This is a genomic window from Ideonella flava (genome assembly GCF_051857595.1).
Lineage (GTDB): Bacteria > Pseudomonadota > Gammaproteobacteria > Burkholderiales > Burkholderiaceae_C > Ideonella.
In genome coordinates, this window is sequence record NZ_JBPZHD010000002.1 from 113,333 (window position 1) to 130,991 (window position 17,659).

Consider the following 17,659-nt stretch of genomic DNA (forward strand, 5'->3'; position numbering starts at 1 on the left):
GGCAGCCCCCGGCAGGGGGCGTGGGGGCCCCATTCAGCCGGTGTTTCGCAGGCCAGCGGCGATGCCGTTGATGGACAGGTGGATGCCGCGCTGCAGGCGATCGTTCGCCGGGTCGCCCTCGCGGCGGCGGCGGTAGCGCCGCATCAGCTCGACCTGCAGGTGGTTCAGCGGATCCAGGTAAGGGAAGCGGTGCTCGATCGAGCGCGCCAGCGCCGGGTTGCTTTGCAGGCGCTCGGCCTCGCCGGTGATCAGCGCCAAGGCATCGTGCGTGCGGTCCCACTCGGCGCGCACGGCAGCGAAGATCCGCTTGCCCAGGCGCTTGTCCTCGACCAGCTCGACGTAGCGCGCGGCGATGCGCAGGTCGCTCTTGGCCAGCACCATGTCCAGGTTGGACAGCAGGGTGCGGAAGAAGGGCCACTGCTTGTGCATGCGCTGCAACAGCTCCAGCCGGGTCGCGCGCTCGGCGCCGTCCCCCAGGAAAGCCTCGACCGCCGAGCCGAAGCCGCACCAGCCGGGCAACGCCACGCGGCACTGGCCCCATGAGAAGCCCCAGGGGATGGCGCGCAGGTCCTCGATGGCCCGCGTGGCCTTGCGCGAGGCCGGGCGGGAGCCGATGTTGAGCTCGGCGATCTCGCGGATGGGCGTGGCGGCGAAGAAGTAGTCGGTGAAGCCATCGGTCTCGTAGACCAGGTGCCGGTAGGCCGACATGCTGGCCTGGCTCAGCGCCTCTGCCGCTTCCAGGAAGGCCCTGGGCGCGGCCTTGGTCGGATGCAGGAGGCTGGCCTCCAGCGTGGCGGCGACGAGCGTCTCGAGGTTGCGCCGGCCGATCTCCGGGTGGGCGTATTTCGAGGCGATCACTTCGCCCTGCTCGGTCAGGCGGATCTGGCCCTTCACCGTGCCCGGGGGCTGGGCCATGATGGCCTGGTAGCTCGGGCCGCCGCCTCGGCCGACCGTGCCGCCGCGGCCGTGGAACAGGCGCAACTTGATGCCGTGCTCCTCCTCCAGGGGGTCGAACATCTCGACCAGCGCGATCTCCGCGCGGTAGAGCTCCCAGTTGCTGGTGAAGAAGCCGCCGTCCTTGTTGCTGTCGGAATAGCCCAGCATCACGTCCTGCTCGCCGCCGCCGCGCGCCACCAGCGCGGTGATGCCGGGGAGGGCGTAGAACTCGCGCATGATCGATACGGCATTGCGCAGGTCGGCGATGGTCTCGAACAGCGGCACGACGATGAGGTCGGCCACGCCGTGGTCGTTCAGGGTGCCGCGCATCAGCCCGGCCTCCTTCTGCAGCAGGAGCACCTCCAGCAAGTCGCTCACCGTCTCGGTGTGCGAGATGATGTAGTGGCGGATGGCGGCCTGGCCGAAGCGCCGGCGCATCTCGGACGCCGTCTCGAAGATGGCCAGCTCGCCCTGGGCCAGGGCGGAGTAGTCGGCCCCCCGCACGCGCAGCGAACGGGCGTCGTCGAGCAGGCGCAGCAGCAGGGAGCGGCGCTCCTCCTCGCCCAGGCTCGCGTAGTCGGGCTCGACGCGCGCGATGCGCAGCAGCTCGGCCACCACGGCTTCGTGCTGGTCGGAGCTCTGGCGCAGATCGACGGTGGCCAGGTGGAAGCCGAAGACCTGGACCGCACGCTGCAGCGGCGCCAGGCGCGGCGCGACCAGCGCGTCGGCATGGTGCGATCGCAGCGAACGTTCGATGACGGCCAGGTCGGCCGCAAAGGCCTCGGCGTTGGGGTAGGGATCCTGCGGGGCGACCGCGTGGCGAAGGGCCTCGGTGCCCGTCAATTCATGCAGGGTGGCGGCCAGGCGTGCATAGACGCCGATCAGCGCGCGCCGGTACGGCTCGTCCTCGCGGTGCGGGTTCTTGTCCGGCGAGCTTTCGGCCAGGGCCTGCATCTCGGGCGTGACCGGCGCCAGCATGGCCGACATCGACATCTCGGCGCCGAGCGAGTGCACCTCGGTCAGGTAGTGGCGCAGCGCGGTTTCCGACTGGCGAGCCAGGGCCAGCCTCAGGGTCTCGGCCGTCACGTTCGGGTTGCCGTCGCGGTCGCCGCCTATCCAGTGGCCCATGCGGAAGAAGGACGGCACCGGATGGCCCTGCAGCGCCTCCTCGATCTCGCGGTACATGCGCGGGATCTGGCGCAGGAAAGTGGCGTGGTAGTAGGACAGCGCGTTCTCGATCTCGTCGGAGACCCGCAGCTTGGCGGTGCGCAGCATGCGCGTCTGCCACAGCTGGGTGACGCGGGCGCGGATCATCTGCTCGTTCTCGTGCAGGTCGCGCTCGCTCTTGAGTTCGTCGCGCTGGCCGATCAGGTTGGCGATGCTGCGCTCTGCGTCCAGGATGCTGGTGCGCTGCACCTCGGTGGGGTGGGCGGTGAGCACCGGCGAGATGTAGGCCCGCTCCAGCAGGGCCGCGACGTCGGCGCCGCGGTGGTCGGCCTTGGCCAGCCGCTCGAAGCAGTAGGCGAGCGAGCCCTCGTGCAGGTGGCCCTCGGCCTCGTGGTGGGTGCGCCGGCGCACGTGGTGGCGATCCTCGGCGATGTTGGCCAGGTGCGAGAAGTAGCTGAAGGCCCGGATGACGCTCACCGTCTGGTCGGCCGAGAGGTTCTTCAGCAGCCGGTCGAGCACGCGGCCGGCCGAGGCATCCTTCTTGAGCCGGTAGGCCACCGAGAGCTGGCGTACCCGCTCGATCAGCTCGAAGGCCTGGCGGCCCTCCTGCTCGCGGATCACGTCTCCCAGCACCCTGCCGAGTAACCGAATATCCTCTACGAGAGGCCGATTCTTCTCCGCGGCGTCGGCCGCCGAGCGTGCCGCCCCAGAGGAGGAAGGTACCTTCGCCGGGCTGCGGCGGGTGGAGGGCGCGGGGCGGGCGTCGCGAGGCATGGTGGCTCCAGGCTTCAGGTAACCAAATTACCAATGACCTATGGTATCAGTTCGGGCGCTGGCTTTCGAGGCCTGTCCCGGGGCTGGCGATAATCCTGCGCATGTCTGCCGAAGCCGCCTCCCCAGCCGCCCAGCCCATCGTCATCGCCACCCGCGAGAGCCGCCTGGCCCTGTGGCAGGCGGAGCATGTCAAGGCCCGCCTCGCTTCGGAGCTGGGCTTGGCCGCCGAGCTGCTCGGCATGACGACCCGGGGCGACCAGATCCTCGACCGCACGCTGTCCAAGGTCGGCGGCAAGGGCCTGTTCGTCAAGGAGCTGGAGTCGGCGATGGAGGCCGGCCACGCGCGCCTGGCGGTGCACTCGCTGAAGGACGTCCCGATGGACCTGCCCCCGGGCTTCGCGCTCGCCGCGATCCTGGAGCGCGAGGATCCGCGCGACGCCTTCGTCTCGACGAGGTACGAGCGACTGGCGGCGCTGCCCGAAGGCGCGGTGGTCGGCACCTCCAGCCTGCGCCGGGTGGTGCAGCTCAAGGCCCTGCGTCCTGACCTGCGCATAGAGCCCCTGCGCGGCAACCTCGACACGCGGCTGCGCAAGCTGGACGAAGGCTACTACGACGCGATCGTGCTGGCCGCCGCAGGCTTGAAGCGGCTGGGCCTGCCGCATCGCATCCGTGCGGTGTTCGAGCCCGACGAGATGATCCCGTCCGCCGGCCAGGGCGCGCTGGGCCTGGAGATCCGTTCCGACGATGCCGAGCTGGCCTCCGCCCTGGGCCGCCTGTCGCACCGCCCCACCTGGCTGGCGGCCCATGCCGAGCGCGCAGTCTCGCGCTCGCTCGGGGGCAGCTGCTCGGTTCCGCTGGCGGCCCATGCGCGCTGGGACGAGGCGGGCGGCGAGTTGCGCCTGGCCGTGGCGCTCGGCCATGGCGCGGATCCGCTGCAGCCGCTGCTGATGCTGGAGGTGCGCGGGCCAGTGGCCGACACCGAGGCCGCCGAGTCGCTGGGCCGGCATGCGGCCGCGCGCCTGGGCGAAGCCGGCGCGGCACGCTACCTGGCGGCGGCCACGGCAGGCTGATGGCGACAGGTCGGCTGGCCCTCGTCACCCGCCCGCGGGCGCAGGGGGAGGTCTGGCGGCGCCGGCTGCAGGCGCTGGGCGTCCAGGCCGACCTGCTGCCGCTCATCGACATAGCGCCGGCGCCCGATGCCCCCGGGTTGAAGCGCTGGGCCGGGACGCTGGCCGGCGGCCCCCCCGGACCCGCGGCGCTCGTGATGTTCGTCAGCCCGAACGCGGCGCAAGGGTTGTTCGACGTGCTGCCGCAGGGATGGCCATGGCCTGGCACGACCTGGGCCGGCGCGACCGGCCCGGGCACGGCTTCGGCCCTGCGTGCGGCCGGCGTGCCCGAAGAGGCCATCGTGGTGCCGGCCGCCGACTCGGCGCAGTTCGACTCGGAAGCGCTGTGGGCGCTGCTCGAGCACAGGCGTTCGTGGGCCGGCGCGCGCGCGGCCATCGTGCGAGGCGACGGGGGGCGCGACTGGCTGGCCGAGCAACTGCGCGCCGCGGGCGCCCAGGTCGAATTCGTCCAGTCCTATTCGCGCCGGCCGCCGCAGCTCGGCCCGCACGAAACACAGCTGCTGGAGCGCGCGCTGGCCGAGCCGACCGCGGTGGCGTGGCTGCTCAGCAGCTCGGAGGCGGTCGACCACTTGCGGGCGCTGGCGCCCACGGCAACCTGGGCCGGCTCGACCGCCCTGGCCTCGCATCCGCGCATCGCGAACAGCGCCCGGCAACTGGGCTTCGGGCGCGTGGTCGACGTGCGGCCCACGCCGGAGGCCGTGGCCGAGGCTCTGGCCGGGCTCTGAGTCCCGCCGTCACCGATCCTCACCATTCGGACATCGCCACTGTGGCGCGGACGCTGCGGCCGCATCGGCCCTGCGGACCCGTCGATACAATCCTTCGACACCGTGAATGCCCCTGAATTGCCCTCGCCGACCCCGGCACCGGCAGCCGCCGCACCCGCGGTGACAGCGCCCTCCGGCCCTGCTGCTTCCCCGGCCGTCGCCTCCCGCCCCACCACGCCCGATGCGCATGCCCTGCGCGGCCTCGTGCTGCCTGTGGGCGCCTTGCTGCTCACGGTCGCGTGCGTCGTGAGCCTGTCGCTCGTCTGGAGCACCCAGCAGCGCGTCAAGGCGCTGGAGCAAGAACTGGTGCGCCGCCAGCAGAACACGCAGGAGCAATCCACCGAGGCGCGCCTGCTGGCCCGCCAGGCGCACGACACCGCGGCCGACGCGGCCGGCAAGCTGGCCCTGCTGGAGGCCCGGGTGGCCGAGACCGCGCTGCAACGCAGCCAGGTCGAGGAGCTCATCCAGTCGCTGTCGCGCTCGCGTGACGAGAACGTGCTGGCGGATGTCGAGGCAGCCTTGCGCGTCGCGCAGCAACAGTCCGCCATCACCGGCAGCGCCGAGCCGCTGGTGGCGGTGCTGCGCCAGGCGGACGAAAGGCTGGCGCGCTACAACCAGCCCCGGCTGGAGCGGGTGCGCCGCGCCGTGGCGCGCGATCTCGACCGTGTCCGCGCCGTCTCCGTCGCCGACGTGCCCAGCCTGTCGATCAAGCTCGACGAGGCGGTCCGCCTGGTCGACGAACTGCCCTTGCTCGTCAACCCCGAGCGCAAGCCGGCATCGGCCGGCGGCCCCGCACGCGCCGTGGCAGCACCGGCACGAGAAGCGCAAGCCGCCTCGGCTGCCGGCTTCAGCGGCTGGCTGGGCTGGGTCGACCAGGCCTGGCAGCGCAGCGCGAGCGAAGTGTGGGCCGAGGTGCGGTCGCTGGTGCGGGTGACCCGCATCGACCAGCCCGAGGCCATGCTGGTCGCCCCCGAGCAGGCGTACTTCCTGCGCGAGAACCTCAAGCTGCGGCTGCTGAACGCCCGGCTGGCCCTGCTGTCGCGCCAGTTCGACCAGGCGCAGAACGACCTGGCCCAGGCGCAGGCGGCACTGGAGCGTTACTTCGACCGCAGTTCGCGGCGCGTGTCCGGCGCGATCGAGGTGCTGCACCAGGTGGCCGGGCAGACGCGCCAGGTGAACCTGCCGCGCCCGGACGAGACGCTGGCGGCGCTGGCCGCAGCGTCCGCTGGACGCTGAAGGGCGGTTGACGGATGCGCTCGGTCATCTGGCTGGTCCTGCTCTTCGCGGCCGCGGTCGTCGCCGCGACGGTGCTCGGGCAGAACGACGCGCTCGTGTCCCTGTTCTACGGCCAGTGGCGCGTGGACATGTCGCTCAACCTGTTCCTGCTGGTGCTGATCGGCTCGATCTTCATCGTCTTCGCGGCGATGCAGGCGACCCAGGCCTTCCTGAGCCTGCCGACGCGGGCGCGCGAGTGGCGTGAGCTCAAGCGCGAGCGTGCGGCCGGCGCCGCCTTGAGAGAGGCCCTGGCCGAGCTGTTCGCTGCTCGCTATGCGAGAGCCCAGCGGGCGGCCCAGCGGGCGCTGGATCTGCAGGCCTTGTGCGGCGTGCTGCGCAACGACCTGCAGTTCACGGTGCTGGCCGAGATGATCGCCGCCTCGGGCCTGCACCGGCTGCAGGACAAGCGCGGCCGCGACGAGCGCATGGCCGCGGCGCTGGCGATGGTGCGCGGCCGCGTCGGATCGGGCACGGCCTTCGATGGCTTGCAGCTGCTGGGCGCGGACTGGGCCCTGGAGGACAGGGATGCGGAGCGCGGCCTGGCGCTCCTGGCCGAGCTTCCCCCGGGCGTCGCCCGCCGCACGCAGGCACTGCGGCTCAAGCTGCAGGCAGCGCGGCAGCAGCGGCGCCCGCTGGACGCCTTGCAGACGGCCCGGCTGCTCGCCAAGCACCAGGGTTTCTCGGCGCCGGCTGCGCAATCCTTGCTGCGCTCGCTGGCCATCGAGGCCATCGAACAGGCGTTCGACATCGAGCAACTGCGCCGGGTCTGGTCCGAGCTAGACGCCGTCGACCGGCGCGATGCCTTCGTCGTTTCTCGCGCCGCGCGCCGTGCCCAGGCGCTGGACCACGCCGAACAAGGCCGCCAATGGCTGCAGCCGGCGTGGGATGCGATCGGGAATGCCGGCGCCGACGACCGCCGCGAACTGGCGCTCGCGCTGGTGGCCTGCGCGCCCGGCATCGGCAGCGACTGGCTGCCCCGCATCGAATCGGCGCTCGCGGTGCATGGCCACGAGCCGCCCCTGGTGGCGGCGGCCGCGATGGCCTTCGCCGATCGCCAGCTCTGGGGCAAGGCCATGCGCCTGCTCGAGCAGACAGCCACTGCGGCGTCCCTGCCGGCCCCCGTGCGCCGCCAGGCCCTGCGCTGCCTTTCCGCCATCGCCCGCGAAGAGGGCCGCAACGAGCATGCGCAGGGCTACGACCAGCGCGCGGCTGCGGTCGAGTGACCGCCGTCCGGCGCGGACGTTCGAAGCGATTTTCGCCACGCATTGCAGAATACTGAAAATCCTTGCTATACTGCGAGGCTCAGCGGCTGTAGCTCAGTTGGATAGAGTACTTGGCTACGAACCAAGGGGTCGTGGGTTCGAATCCTGCCAGCCGCACCAATCAAGACAACGGGTTAGCTCTCTCAAGGGGCTAACCCGTTTGTCTTTTCAGGCGCCAGTGGGCCACCCAGGGACCCACCCGGTGGGAGGAAGGCGAGGCATCGCCAGGGACCGCCTGGGATGACATGCCGTTGACTTTCAAAGTCACGTCCGGACGGGGTGCGGCTAGCGTTGACCGTACAACCGCGCCAGCAACCGCTCGAAGGCAGCCTGCCGCTGCGGCGAGGGGGCCAGCACCATCCCCTGCTGCTGCAGCACCTCGATCAGCTTGTTCGGCGCGATGTGCTTGTCACCGACGATCTCGACATGCCCGGCGGCGATCTAGACGCGGGTGACACGAGGATCGGCGTCGGGCACCGGGCAGCGCTGTTCGGCCAGCGAGAAGATCTCGTCGCTGTCGATGCAGCGACCATCGGCGTTGGCCCGGCATGTGCCGCGCTCGTCGGTGTCGATCTTCAGGTGCTGGCTGACGCGGTTGGACAACGTATCGGGCTCGAGGATGAAGGGCGACGAGAAAGTGATGTCGCCCCATTTCGGCCCGGTTGCTATCAGGCAGCTCAGCGGCACCTGGCCCAGTGACAACGGGTAGAGCCAGCGCCGGCCGCAGGTGCGCGCCGCCTCGATGCCCGAGAACGGGCCCGACACGGTGACCAGGCGCAGGTCGATCGGCGCGCCGGGCAGCGGCGCCGGCAGCGTGTCACCCGTGCGCCACGAGCACGGTGACGGCCAGCGGCCGCTCTTCGGCGACTGTCGAGAGCCGCACCCTCCATCGGATCGTCCCGCCATCCGACTCGGCCGAGACGAGGCGCACGCGCATCGCCTCGCCCGGATCGGCGTTGCCGAGGAAGGCGCATTCGCGTTCGCGCACGCGCAGCCCAGGCGTCAGGCGGCCCCACTGCCAGAGCGCGCGATCGACCCAGGCGCCGAAGCTGGCGAAGTACAGCAGCCCGGCGCCGTTGAAGTCGTGGCGCGGGCAGGGGTGGACGACGAGCGCGGGTAGCCCGGGCTCGGCAGCCACGTCCAACGACGCGCGCAGCGCTCGCGCGCGCTGTTGCGTCGCTGCGGCGTCGGCGTCGGGGTCGACGACGGGCAGCAGGCCTTCTATGCGCCGCACTTTGCGGTTGCTGCACGACGCCTCCCGGGCGACGAAGCTGGACAGCAGGTCCAGCACCCCGATCGGTCGCCCCTGCGTCGACAGCCGGTGCCGGCTGTGCACCTGGCTGCGGCCGGCCGCCTGCAACTCCGTCGCGATTGCGAGGCGCCGTCCCTCCTGCGCCGTTTCCAGCCGGGCGTGCGACAGGCGCAGATAGCCGAAGGCGGCATAGACCCGGTTGCCCCGCGTGTCGCGCCAGTCGGCCGGGCGCCGGCCGATCAGCCGCGCCAGCGCTTGCCAGTGCCGGTCGCCGCAGGTCTTCTGCAGCCAGTTCTCAGACAGGCCGCAGGCATCCAGTTGCGGCATGCCGAGCAGCAGGCTGGTGCGGCTGCGCTGGGCGCTTGCGCTGGGTGGCGTCGTGGCCAGCGGCACCTCCGTCGACAGGGGAGCGAAGCGGTCCCAACCCATCGTCGTCAGGCGGGCGCCGCCACGCAGGGCTCGGCAAGCTCGGCGCGGCCAGGCGCGGCCCGGCGCTGCACGATGGTGTCGACCAGGTGCCGCGCATCGTCGGCGACGCCGAGGAAGCGGCCCGAGCCCCAGGTGTTCAGCCAGGGCAGGCCGAGAAAATAGAGTCCGCTCACCGGCGAGACGCCGCGCTTGAAGGTCGGATGCCCGCGGCCGTCGAACGCCGGCAGGTCGATCCAGCGGTAGTCGGCGCGCAAGCCGATCGCCCACACGATGCTGGTGATGCCGGCCGCCTCCAGGTCGAGGGACGTCGGATCCTGCGCCGGCGCCCAGGCCTTCTCGAACGGCGCTTCCGCCGGGGCATCGATGCCCGCGCGGGCGATGTAGGCATCGATGTCGCGGCGGATGCCGCAGTAGACCTCGTCGGCGTCGTCCAGGTTCTTCGTCAGGTCGGGCACGAAGCGCACCGTGTTGCCTTGCGCATCGGCGAAGGAACCGTACAGCTTCACGCCCTTCAGCGCGAACCGGCGCAGGTCGATCTCGTGCCCGCCGTCGCGGCCGGACATGTAGTGGTTGGTCTTGTGGCGTGCCTCGTCGCGCAGCGGATGGCGGTCGACGGTCAGCTCGTAGAAGCCCAGTTCGTGCAGCCACTCGGTGGATTCCCGGCCGCGGTACATGCGTGGCGATCGCGGCGCGGAGCCCACCGCGAGATGCACCTGCCGCCCGGCGATGAACAGGTCCTCCATGATCTGCACGCCAGACTGGCCCGAGCCGACCACCAGCACCGCGCCCGGCGGCAGCTGATCCGGGTTGCGGTAGTCCACCGAGTGCCGCTGCGTGACGGCCGTTGAGAGCCCGTGTGCGCCGGGCGGCACGATCGGGATGTCGTAGCCGCCGGTGGCGACGATGACGTGGTCGGCGCGGCAGCGGCCGACCGAGGTCTCGACGTCGAAGGCGCCGCTCGCGTCGCGCGACAGCCGCGTCACGGCGACGCCCTCGAGCACCGGCGGGCGGATCTTCGCCGCGAAGGCCTCGAGGTAGGCGACGATCTCGTCCTTCAGCATGTAACCCTTGGGATCCGGCCCGGCATAGGGAAAGTCGGGCAGCCGGCACTGCCAGTTCGGCGTGACGAGGCAGAAGCTGTCCCAGCGGTCCTGGCGCCACGATTGAGCGATGCGCCGCTTCTCGAGCAGCACGTGCGCGATGCCCGCCTGCTGCAGGTAGTGGCTGGCGGACAGGCCGGCCTGCCCGGCGCCGATCACGACGACGGGGTAGTGCTCGGCGAGCGTCTGGGCTGGGGTCATGGTGGAGCTCCGTGGCAATGGGGGTGGGGAGGGGCTCAGTCGGCGGCGCTGAAGCCGGTGACCTGCACCAGTGCATCGGGCTGGCCGGCGAAGGCACGGGACAGGTTCTCGAGCACGGCCAGCTGGTCGTTGGCGCGCGAGCAGACGAAGCCGTACTTCGCCTGCACCCGCTCGTTCGCAATCGCCGTGGCCTCGCGCACGCGGCGCATGAACTCGGGCAGCGGCAGCGCGCGGTCCTGCGGCAGCAGTTCCTGCACGATGAGCGACGGGCTGTAGCAGACGGTCTCGCGCGCGTCGGGCCAGCGGACGGTGTAGTGGATGGCAGGCATGGGTTTCTCTCGTCAGGCGGGGATTCGATGGGCGGCGAGCACCTGGGCATACCAGGCCTCGTGGCGGGTGGCGCTGCGGCGCCAGTCGTGGCGCCGGCACACCTCGGGCGGCTCCTCCACGTGCGGGATGCGAATCGCGTCGGCCAGCCCGCGCGCGATCGACCCGACGTCGAGCGGGTCGCACCAGGCCACCTGGGCGCAGCCCCGCAGGTGCTCGGTGAAAGGCGGGCGCTCCGACACCAGCACCGGCGTGCCGCAGGCCAGTGCCTCCAGTGCGACCAGCCCGAAGCCCTCGACCAACGACGGCATCGCCACGGCGCGAGCGCCACGCAGCAGCTCGGGCACCCGCGCGTCGTCGATCGGGCCGAGGCGCTCGACCGTGCTGCCCGGCCCTTCGGACAGGCCGCAGCGTGCCAGCGTCTCATGCCATTCGCTCAGCGCGCCGCGATGGTCCAGCAGGCTCGCGCCTCCGGCGACCACCAGGCGCAGCGTGCGCGCATGAGGATCGTCGCGGCGCAACGCCGCGAAGGCGTCGAGCAGGCGCGGTGTGTTCTTGCGCGCCTCGACGCCGCCCAGTGCGAGCACGTAGTCGCCAGCGGCATCGGGCCGGTGGCCGCGGGGCGTGAAGCGCTGCAGGTCTACGCCGTTGAGGAGCCGCTCGGCCGGCCGGCGCAGGACCTGCTCGAAGTGGCGCTGCCACAAATCGCTGACGCAGCCGACCGCATGGCTCGCCTGCCAGCCGCGGGCCTGCCAGACGCCGAGTTCGGGCGCGTCGAAGTCGTCGAGGTGGTGGACCGTGCGGACCCAGGGGGCCGAAACGACGCCGCGTGTGCTCAGTTCGGCCAGCGCGTTGCCGTTCAGGCTGTCCTGCGCATGCAGCAGCTCGAAGCGGCCGGCTGCTAGCGCCGCAGGCAGCGCGTCCACCAGCGCGCCGATGCGCTGGCGCACCTGCTCGACCAGCGGGCCGCTCGGCGTCGCCATGGGCAGCAGCACCGTGGCGGCCCGCGTCTGGCGGAACAGCGACTGGCCCGGCTGGACCGGCGCCAGCACCGTCACCGCATGGCCACGCTCGACCAACGCATCGGCCAGCGCGAGGGTGTGCACGACGCCGCCGCGTGGCAGCACCGAATGGGTCAGCAGCGCGAGGCGGGTCATCTCCCGGGCTCCCGCGCCGCGCCGGTGATGAAGCCGGCGTCGGCGAAGTCCCACAGAAGCTGCCGCTCGTCGCCGGCGCCGTCGCCGACGCTGACCTGGCTGCCGGCCACGATCTCGCCGATGTCGGCGCAGGCGATGTCACGGGCAGCGAAACGCGCTCGGACCGCGCCAGCTCGCCCGGCGGGCACCGCGAGCAGGTAGCCGAAGCTGGGGAACGCGCACAGCCAGCGCAGCAGGGCATCGCCGTCGCCGTCGACGGTCGCCGCAGGCCTCGGCAGCCGCGACAGGTCGACCCTGGCGCCCACGCCGGAGCACTCGCACAGCATCAGCAGCGTGCCCAGGACGCCAGCCATGCTGATGTCCTTGCCGGCGCCCAGCAGACCTTGCTCGGCCAGCTCCGGCAACAGCGCCAGGTCGTCGCGCAGCCGCTGCGGCGGCGCCTCGGTGGAGGCGTTCCAGAAGGGGAAAGGGTCCATCCAGCGCCCGCGCAGATCGACCGCCATCAGCAGTCGGTCGCCCGGCAGCGCCGCGAAGCTGCTGATCAGCGCATTCGCGCGCCCGAGCACCGCCACCGCCAGTTGGGCCTGCGCCGCACGCAGGTTGGTGTGGCCGCCGACCAGCGGCACGCCGTAGCGCGCAGCCGCCGCCTGCATGCCGTCGATCACTTCGGCCGCGACCGCGGCCTCGGCGCTCCACAAGGCATCGACCACCGCGATCGGCCGGCCGCCCATGGCCGCGATGTCCGACAGGTTGACCATCACCGCGCTGTAGCCGGCGAACCAGGGCATCGCCTGCACGAAGTCGGCGACCAGGCCTTCGATCGCCAGCAGCAGGTGGCCGCTGCCGCCCGGCTCGGGCAGCACCGCGCAGTCGTCGCCGTTGGGCAGGCTGGTGCCGGTGGTCTGCGGGCCGAGCCTGCCGAGCACCGCGCCTATGTCGCGCTTGTGCGCGAAGCCGCGGCTCGCGCGCAGCGCGTCGCAGAGGGCCTGGAGGTCGGTGCTCACGACGGCTTGTCCGGCGTCAGCACGAAGCCGGTGTACGGCGTGTGGCAGGGCGGGTAGGCCGCCAGAGTCGCGCTCATCAGGGCGTGCGGCCGGCCGTGCAGTTCCATGCGGTCGTGCGTATGCCAGTGCAGCCGCTCGAACAGCGGCACGTTCTGCGCCTGCACGTGGGCGAGAAACTCGCGGCAGCCGAGCGCATGCGCGCTGCTGACCGCCAGCCGGATGAGTGCGCTGCCGAGCTGCGCCTGGCCGCGCCAGTGGCGCCGTATCGCCAACCGCGAGCCCCACCACAGGCCGGACGCCGCTTCGTGGATGCGCACGGTGCCGACCAGCTCGTCGTACTGCCCAGCCTGGCAGCTCAGCGCGGCCAGCGTTCGGACCTGCGCGCCGTGGCGGTCGATCTCGTCGACGTCCGAGCCTGAGGCGCCGCCGAACAGCCCCTGCTCGACGCAGAAGACCTGGTGCCGCAAGGCCTGGGCCTCGCGCAGCATCCACGCCCCGTCCGCCCAGCAGATGCGGAATTCGGCAGGCGTGAAGCCTTGCGGCAGCTCGCAGAACGTTTCGGCGTGAAGTGCGTGGAGGGTCGTCATCGCGTGTGCTCCCGCAAGCGTCAGGCGGCCAGCGGCGTCTCGTAGCGCGACAGCGTCGAGCACGCAGCGCACTTGCCGCAGCCGGCCTTGATGTCGGCGGCACGCAGGCCGGCCTGGGCCACCATGTCGCCGAGCGGCTCCAGCACGCTGCGCATGAAGCCGGCGTCGGGAGCGGGATGGCTTTCCAGCGGCGTGCCGCTGATCGGCACGAAGGGCACGACGAAGGGGTAGACGCCCAGCTCCAGCAGGCGCCGGCTGGTCGCGAGGATCAGCGCGGCGCTGTCGCCCAGCCCGGCCAGGAGGTAGGTGCTGACCTGGCCGCGGCCGAACACCGCGACGGCGGCCTCGAAGGCCTGCCAGTAGCGCGCCATCGGCACCTCGTTCTTGCCGGGCAGCACGCGCTGGCGCAGTTCGTCGCCGATGACCTCGAGGTGCATGCCCAGCGTGTCGATGCCGGCGTCCTTCATGCGCTGGAACCAGGCATCGCTGTCCGGCGGCTCGCACTGGCCCTGCAGCGGCAGGTCGACGGCCGCCTTGATCGCGGCGGCGCTCTCGCACAGCAGTGCCGCGCCGCGGTCGGGCGTGGGCGGGGTGCCCGTGGTGAGCACCATGTGCCTGACGCCGTCGAGCTCGACCGCGGCCTGGGCCACCTCGGCAAGCTGTGCCGGCGTCTTGCGCTCGATCGTGCGGCCGGCTGCGAGCGACTGGCCGATCGCGCAGAAGCGGCAGGCCTTGCGCCGGCTTTCGTAGCGGATGCAGGTCTGCAGCACCGTGGTGGCGAGCACGTCGGTGCCGTGCAGCGTGGCGATGTGCGAATAGGGCACGCCGTCGGCGGTGGAGCGTGAGTAGAAGCGCGGCGTCTTGTTCAGCGTCACCTGCGCGATCGGGATGGCGTTGCGGCGCAGCGTGGCGCGTCCGTCGCCGCCCGGCGTGTCGAGCACGAAGGGCGAATCGAAGGCCGCCGCCGTGTGCACCGGGATCATCAGCGTCACGCCGTCCACCGTCACGGCCTGGTGGTCCGACGGGCCGGCGCCGCCGCGGCGGCTGCCGGACGCGGCTCTCGGGTCGGCCACGCGCATGCCGCGCGTCTGGAGTTCGGTGAGCAGTTCGCGTGGGGCTTGCATGGGGGCTCCTGGTTCAGGCGGCCGGCTCGGCCGGTTCTTCTGCGGCGGCCGGCGGCGGCTTCATCGGCGTGGTGAAGGTGGCGGCCTCGCGGCGGATCGCCAGCGACAGCAGCTCGGGCCGAGCGTAGTGGCCGACCGAATCCATCATGCGTTTGCGCTTGGCGATCAGCGCCATGTCGAGGTCGGCGACGACCAGGCCCTCGCCCTCGGTCAGCGGCTCGGCGAGGTACCTGCCTTCGGGCGAGACGATGGCGCTGTGGCAGCCGCCGCGCAGTGCGCCCTGCAGCTTCTCGTCCGCCGTGACGCTGCGGATCTGCGCGTCGGTCAGCCAGCCCGTCGCGTTGACGACGAAGCAGCCCGATTCGAGCGCGTGGTGGCGGATCGTCACGCCCATCTGGTCGGCGAAGATCGGGCCCACCAGCGAGCCCGGGAACTGCGCGCAGTGGATCTGCTCGTGTTCGGCCATCAGCGCGTAGCGCGCCAACGGGTTGTAGTGCTCCCAGCAGGCGAGCGCGCCGACGCGACCGACCCGGGTGTCGACCGCGACGAGGCCGGAGCCGTCGCCCTGGCCCCAGACCATGCGCTCGTGGTAGGTGGGCGTGATCTTGCGGCGCTTGAGCTTGAGCGTGCCGTCGGCGTCGAAGACCAGCTGCGTGTTGTAGAGGCTGCCGTGGTCGCGCTCGTTGACGCCCAGCACCACCACCATGCCGTGTTCGCGCGCGGCGGCGCCCACGGCGTCGGTGACCGGGCCCGGCACGGCGGGCGCGCGTTCCATCAGCAGCAGGTGCGGTGTGCCCTGCTGCACCGGCGGCAGCACGAAGCTGAAGTACGGGTAGTAGGGGACGAAGGTCTCGGGGAAGACGATCAGCTCGACACCGCGTCGCGCGGCATCGCGCATCGTCTCCAGCACGCGGGCCAGCGTGCCGTCGGCGGAGTCCAGGTCCGGCGCGATCTGCGCCGCGGCGACGCGAACCATGGCGCTACAGCGTCCAGGTGTCGAGGATGAATGCGCCCTGCTTGCGGTGCAGCAGCACGATGTCGAGCACGTCGAGCGGATTGATCGGGCGGATCCCTTCGATCAGCGCGCCTTCGCCATGGCCGTACAGCGCCTGCAGCGCGAAGCGGCAGGCGTAGACCTTGCCGCCTTCGGCGATGAACTTGGCGATCTGCTCGTTGAAGTTCTGGTGGCCCGGGAAGGCCGCGTCGCCCAGCTTCGGGAAGCCGCGCTTGACGCCCAGCGTCACCCCCGGGCCGTAGAGCAGGATCGAGGTCTCGAAACCCTTGCGCTGCAGCCGGGTGGCCTGCAGCAGGTTGACGAAGCCGATCGAGCCTTCGAAGGCCACGGTGTGGAAGGTGACCAGCGCCTTCTCGCCGGGCTCGGCCTTCACGTCCTCGAAGACCTTCTCTTCATAGTCGACCAGGAAATCGCCCTTCTGGGCGGCGGGATGGGTGACCTTGGGCATGGCAGTCCTCTGCGGTGGTTGAGCGTCGCGTGGCCGCCTCGTCGGCGTTCACGGCCTGTCTCGTTGCGAAGCCCGTGCCACGCTTGGCGCCGGCCGTGCAACCAAGGTGCGATCAATCGAGGCAGCGCGAGAGGGAAGCGGGCAGGTCCGCAGCCGTCGCGTTCGGCACCGCGCCAGGCGCGAAATCCAATCAATGCACCCAATCAATGGGGCGGGGGCACCATTGCAAGGCGCCCCAGGCGCCTCCACGGGGCCCGCAGCTTGCTAGTGTTGGCGTCAGCACAAGGCGACCCGCATGACCTTTGATCACTGGAAGCGCCGTCTGGCGCAGGGCGGGATCCCGGCCTACCAGCTCATCCCCGAGCTGATCGCCGACGACCTGCGGCTCGGCCGGCTCGCGCCGCGGCAGCGGCTGCCGCCGCTGCGCGACCTGGCGCGCGACCTGACGCTCGACTACACGACCGTCGTGCGCGGCATCGCGCTGGCGCGCGAGCGTGGCCTGATCGCCTCGCGCCCGGGGCTGGGCACCTTCACCCGCGGCTCGTTCATCGGCTTGCCGCTGCGCGCGGGCACCGGAGCCGAGATGACCATGAACCTGCCGCCCGAGCTGAACGACCATCCCGTGCTGGAGGAGCTGAGGCAGGAGGCGGTCACGCTGATCCAGTCGGCGCACGTGCCGGACCTGATGCGCTACCAGGATTTCGGCGGCACGCCCCATGACCGCGCCGTCGCGGCGCAGTGGCTCGCGCAGTGGCTGCCTGAGGCGCCGGTCGAGCGGGTGCTGATCGCACCGGGCATCCACGCGATCCTGCTCGCCCTGGTGTCGCTGCTCGTGCGGCCGGGCCAGAGCCTGGCGGTGGAACGCCTGGCCTATCCGGGCATCAAGGCGATCGCCGCGCAGCTGGGCCTGCAGCTCCAGCCGCTGGACATCGATGCACAGGGGCTGGACCCGGAGGCGTTCGAGCACGCGTGCAAATCCATGGCCATCGGGGCGCTGTACCTGTGCCCGAACCTGCACAACCCGACGACGGCGACGCTGCCGATCCGCCGCCGCGAACGCATCGCCGACATCGCGCTGCGCTACAGCGTCCCCATCATCGAGGACGACGCCTACGGCATGCTGCCTCCCGCCATCCCGCCGCCGCTGGGCGAGCTGGCGCCAGGCTTGACGTACTACCTCAGCGGGCTGTCGAAGTGGCTGGGCGCCGGGCTGCGCACCGCCTATGTCGTTTCACCCAACGCCGCGGCACACCAGCGCGTGGCGGGTGCGCTGCGCGCGACCACGGTGATGGCGTCGCCCTGGACGAACGCCCTGGTCACCCGGTGGCTGGAGCAGGGGCTGGGCGAACGCGTGCTGGTGGCGCTGCGCGAGGAGTGTCGCGCGCGCGCAGCCCTCGTGCGGGAGCACCTGGGGCCCGTGGGCGTGCGCACGCAGCCGTACGGATTCCATGCCTGGTTGCCCGTGCCGGACTGCGAGGAAGGCTGCACCGGCGTCGCGGGCCGCCTGCAACAGTGGGGCGTGGCCGCGGTGTCCGCGACGGCCTTCTCGACCGATCGCGACCCGCCGGCGGGCTTGCGACTGTGCCTGGGCGGGGCCCTGACCCGCGACGATTGCGTGCGTGCGCTGCAGGCGGTCGCGCAGGTCGTGGGCGACAGCGCCGTGTCCTCGTAGCCAAGCCCCGTGATTCTTCAATCGACGATCGCCTGCAT

Annotated in this window: 16 protein-coding genes and 1 tRNA gene; 6 read left to right on the forward strand and 11 right to left on the reverse strand. The window is 71.7% G+C overall.

Annotated features, from left to right (window positions below; translation table 11 throughout):
- Positions 1-33: 33 nt before the first annotated feature.
- A complete protein-coding gene (gene ppc, locus ACS5PM_RS04350) occupies positions 34-2,877 on the reverse strand; it encodes a phosphoenolpyruvate carboxylase (RefSeq protein ID WP_439385844.1) in 2,844 nt (947 codons plus the stop codon).
- Positions 2,878-2,978: 101 nt separating this feature from the next.
- On the opposite strand from ppc, the gene hemC reads away from it, so the two are divergent.
- The 5 genes from hemC (at position 2,979) to ACS5PM_RS04375 (ending at position 7,425) form a co-directional block, all read left to right on the forward strand.
- Positions 2,979-3,947: a hydroxymethylbilane synthase gene (gene hemC / locus ACS5PM_RS04355; RefSeq protein ID WP_439385846.1), complete on the forward strand. Its 969-nt coding sequence runs from the start codon at positions 2,979-2,981 to the stop codon at positions 3,945-3,947.
- Positions 3,947-4,729: a uroporphyrinogen-III synthase gene (locus ACS5PM_RS04360; RefSeq protein WP_439385849.1), complete on the forward strand. Its 783-nt coding sequence runs from the start codon at positions 3,947-3,949 to the stop codon at positions 4,727-4,729. The genes hemC and ACS5PM_RS04360 overlap by 1 nt, the downstream gene beginning before the upstream one ends.
- Positions 4,730-4,831: 102 nt before the next feature.
- Positions 4,832-6,004: a uroporphyrinogen-III C-methyltransferase gene (locus tag ACS5PM_RS04365; protein WP_439385851.1), complete on the forward strand. Its 1,173-nt coding sequence runs from the start codon at positions 4,832-4,834 to the stop codon at positions 6,002-6,004.
- A 14-nt stretch (positions 6,005-6,018) separates the two neighbouring features.
- Entirely contained in the window at positions 6,019-7,266 is a 1,248-nt protein-coding gene (locus ACS5PM_RS04370) for a heme biosynthesis HemY N-terminal domain-containing protein (RefSeq protein ID WP_439385853.1), read from the forward strand.
- 82 nt (positions 7,267-7,348) lie between these two features.
- Positions 7,349-7,425, forward strand: a tRNA-Arg gene (locus tag ACS5PM_RS04375).
- A gap of 321 nt (positions 7,426-7,746) precedes the next feature.
- Here ACS5PM_RS04375 and ACS5PM_RS04380 read toward each other — a convergent pair.
- From ACS5PM_RS04380 to ACS5PM_RS04425, 10 genes are read right to left on the reverse strand one after another with little or no spacing between them, the layout of a single operon-like run.
- The gene (locus ACS5PM_RS04380) at positions 7,747-8,070 is read right to left on the reverse strand and encodes a hypothetical protein (RefSeq protein ID WP_439385855.1); all 324 of its coding nucleotides are present in this window, start codon (positions 8,068-8,070) and stop codon (positions 7,747-7,749) included.
- A gap of 52 nt (positions 8,071-8,122) precedes the next feature.
- The gene (locus ACS5PM_RS04385) at positions 8,123-8,986 is read right to left on the reverse strand and encodes a Pnap_2097 family protein (protein WP_439385857.1); all 864 of its coding nucleotides are present in this window, start codon (positions 8,984-8,986) and stop codon (positions 8,123-8,125) included.
- A gap of 5 nt (positions 8,987-8,991) precedes the next feature.
- On the reverse strand, positions 8,992-10,287 hold the full coding sequence (locus tag ACS5PM_RS04390) for an MSMEG_0569 family flavin-dependent oxidoreductase (RefSeq protein WP_439385859.1): 1,296 nt from the start codon (positions 10,285-10,287) through the stop codon (positions 8,992-8,994).
- 35 nt (positions 10,288-10,322) lie between these two features.
- Positions 10,323-10,616, reverse strand: a complete 294-nt coding sequence (locus tag ACS5PM_RS04395) for an MSMEG_0570 family nitrogen starvation response protein (protein ID WP_439385861.1) — start codon at positions 10,614-10,616, stop codon at positions 10,323-10,325.
- 12 nt (positions 10,617-10,628) lie between these two features.
- The gene (locus tag ACS5PM_RS04400) at positions 10,629-11,771 is read right to left on the reverse strand and encodes an MSMEG_0565 family glycosyltransferase (protein WP_439385863.1); all 1,143 of its coding nucleotides are present in this window, start codon (positions 11,769-11,771) and stop codon (positions 10,629-10,631) included.
- Positions 11,768-12,775, reverse strand: coding sequence for a sll0787 family AIR synthase-like protein (locus ACS5PM_RS04405; RefSeq protein ID WP_439385865.1), 1,008 nt, complete (start codon positions 12,773-12,775; stop codon positions 11,768-11,770). Before ACS5PM_RS04405 ends, ACS5PM_RS04400 begins: the two co-directional genes overlap by 4 nt.
- Complete coding sequence (locus ACS5PM_RS04410; RefSeq protein ID WP_439385867.1) at positions 12,772-13,362, reverse strand: MSMEG_0567/Sll0786 family nitrogen starvation N-acetyltransferase; 591 nt, start codon at positions 13,360-13,362, stop codon at positions 12,772-12,774. Before ACS5PM_RS04410 ends, ACS5PM_RS04405 begins: the two co-directional genes overlap by 4 nt.
- Before the next feature lie 20 nt (positions 13,363-13,382).
- On the reverse strand, positions 13,383-14,486 hold the full coding sequence (locus ACS5PM_RS04415; protein WP_439385869.1) for an MSMEG_0568 family radical SAM protein: 1,104 nt from the start codon (positions 14,484-14,486) through the stop codon (positions 13,383-13,385).
- Between the two features lie 13 nt (positions 14,487-14,499).
- Complete coding sequence (locus tag ACS5PM_RS04420) at positions 14,500-15,462, reverse strand: Nit6803 family nitrilase (protein ID WP_439385871.1); 963 nt, start codon at positions 15,460-15,462, stop codon at positions 14,500-14,502.
- A gap of 4 nt (positions 15,463-15,466) precedes the next feature.
- Positions 15,467-15,949: an MSMEG_0572/Sll0783 family nitrogen starvation response protein gene (locus ACS5PM_RS04425; RefSeq protein WP_439385873.1), complete on the reverse strand. Its 483-nt coding sequence runs from the start codon at positions 15,947-15,949 to the stop codon at positions 15,467-15,469.
- A 295-nt stretch (positions 15,950-16,244) separates the two neighbouring features.
- On the opposite strand from ACS5PM_RS04425, the gene ACS5PM_RS04430 reads away from it, so the two are divergent.
- Complete coding sequence (locus tag ACS5PM_RS04430) at positions 16,245-17,621, forward strand: aminotransferase-like domain-containing protein (RefSeq protein WP_439385875.1); 1,377 nt, start codon at positions 16,245-16,247, stop codon at positions 17,619-17,621.
- Positions 17,622-17,659: the final 38 nt, after the last annotated feature.